This is a genomic window from Nguyenibacter vanlangensis (genome assembly GCF_013376155.1).
In the GTDB taxonomy this organism is placed as follows: Bacteria; Pseudomonadota; Alphaproteobacteria; order Acetobacterales; family Acetobacteraceae; genus Gluconacetobacter; species Gluconacetobacter vanlangensis.
The window spans coordinates 1-591 of sequence record NZ_JABXXP010001200.1 but is presented as its reverse complement, the minus strand read 5'-3'; the positions used below and the strand labels follow the sequence as shown (position 1 = coordinate 591).

The 591-nt window shown below is 68.2% G+C and carries 2 protein-coding genes; one reads left to right on the top strand and one right to left on the bottom strand.

All coding sequences use genetic code 11. The features are described 5' to 3' along the window. Window positions 1-9: 9 nt before the first annotated feature. Window positions 10-147, top strand: coding sequence for a hypothetical protein (locus HUK84_RS22105; protein ID WP_281362896.1), 138 nt, complete (start codon window positions 10-12; stop codon window positions 145-147). Between the two features lie 51 nt (window positions 148-198). Here the strand turns inward: HUK84_RS22105 and HUK84_RS22100 are convergent. Next, window positions 199-591 (bottom strand): hypothetical protein (locus HUK84_RS22100; protein ID WP_218064507.1); only part of this gene is annotated, 393 nt, incomplete at its 5' end.

Below are 591 nucleotides of genomic sequence, written 5' to 3'. Positions count from 1 at the left end.
AGCGCCGGGCTGGCCGAGGCGCGCCCGGGCGAGACCTGGCAGGCGCTGATCGGCCGCGCCGACGCCGCGCTGTACCGGGCCAAGAAGGCAGGGCGGAACCGGATGGAAACAGAGCTTGAACCGGAGCCGGCCGATCAGAGCAATTGACTACTTTATGGAATCGAATGATCTGCACTGATTTTTTCATATCCACGCGGATCAGGCCGAGGCGGCCCGGGGCTGCGCGAGGGAGCGCCGCGCCAGCGACGCCAGGATCACCGCCATCAGCACCAATCCGAAATAGCCGATGGCCGGATAGACGCGGTTGACCAGCGCGACGAAGCCAAGCTGGCTCATCCCCCAGGCACCGAGCGCGATGCCGGCCGCCGCCGCCATGCGCGGCAGGCCGAACGATTGCAGCCGCACGGCGAGCGTGTAGGTCATGCCCACCGCCGAGCAATAGAGTTTCAGCAGGATGACCGGCAGCAGGGCGGCGCCGAACAAAGGCGACATCCTGCCGGCCAGGCGCAGCGTGGGCACGGCGCTGCCATGCACCAGGGCGTCCTGGCTGTGCAGCACGAAGGCCAGCCCGAGCAGCAGCGCGCCGAACAC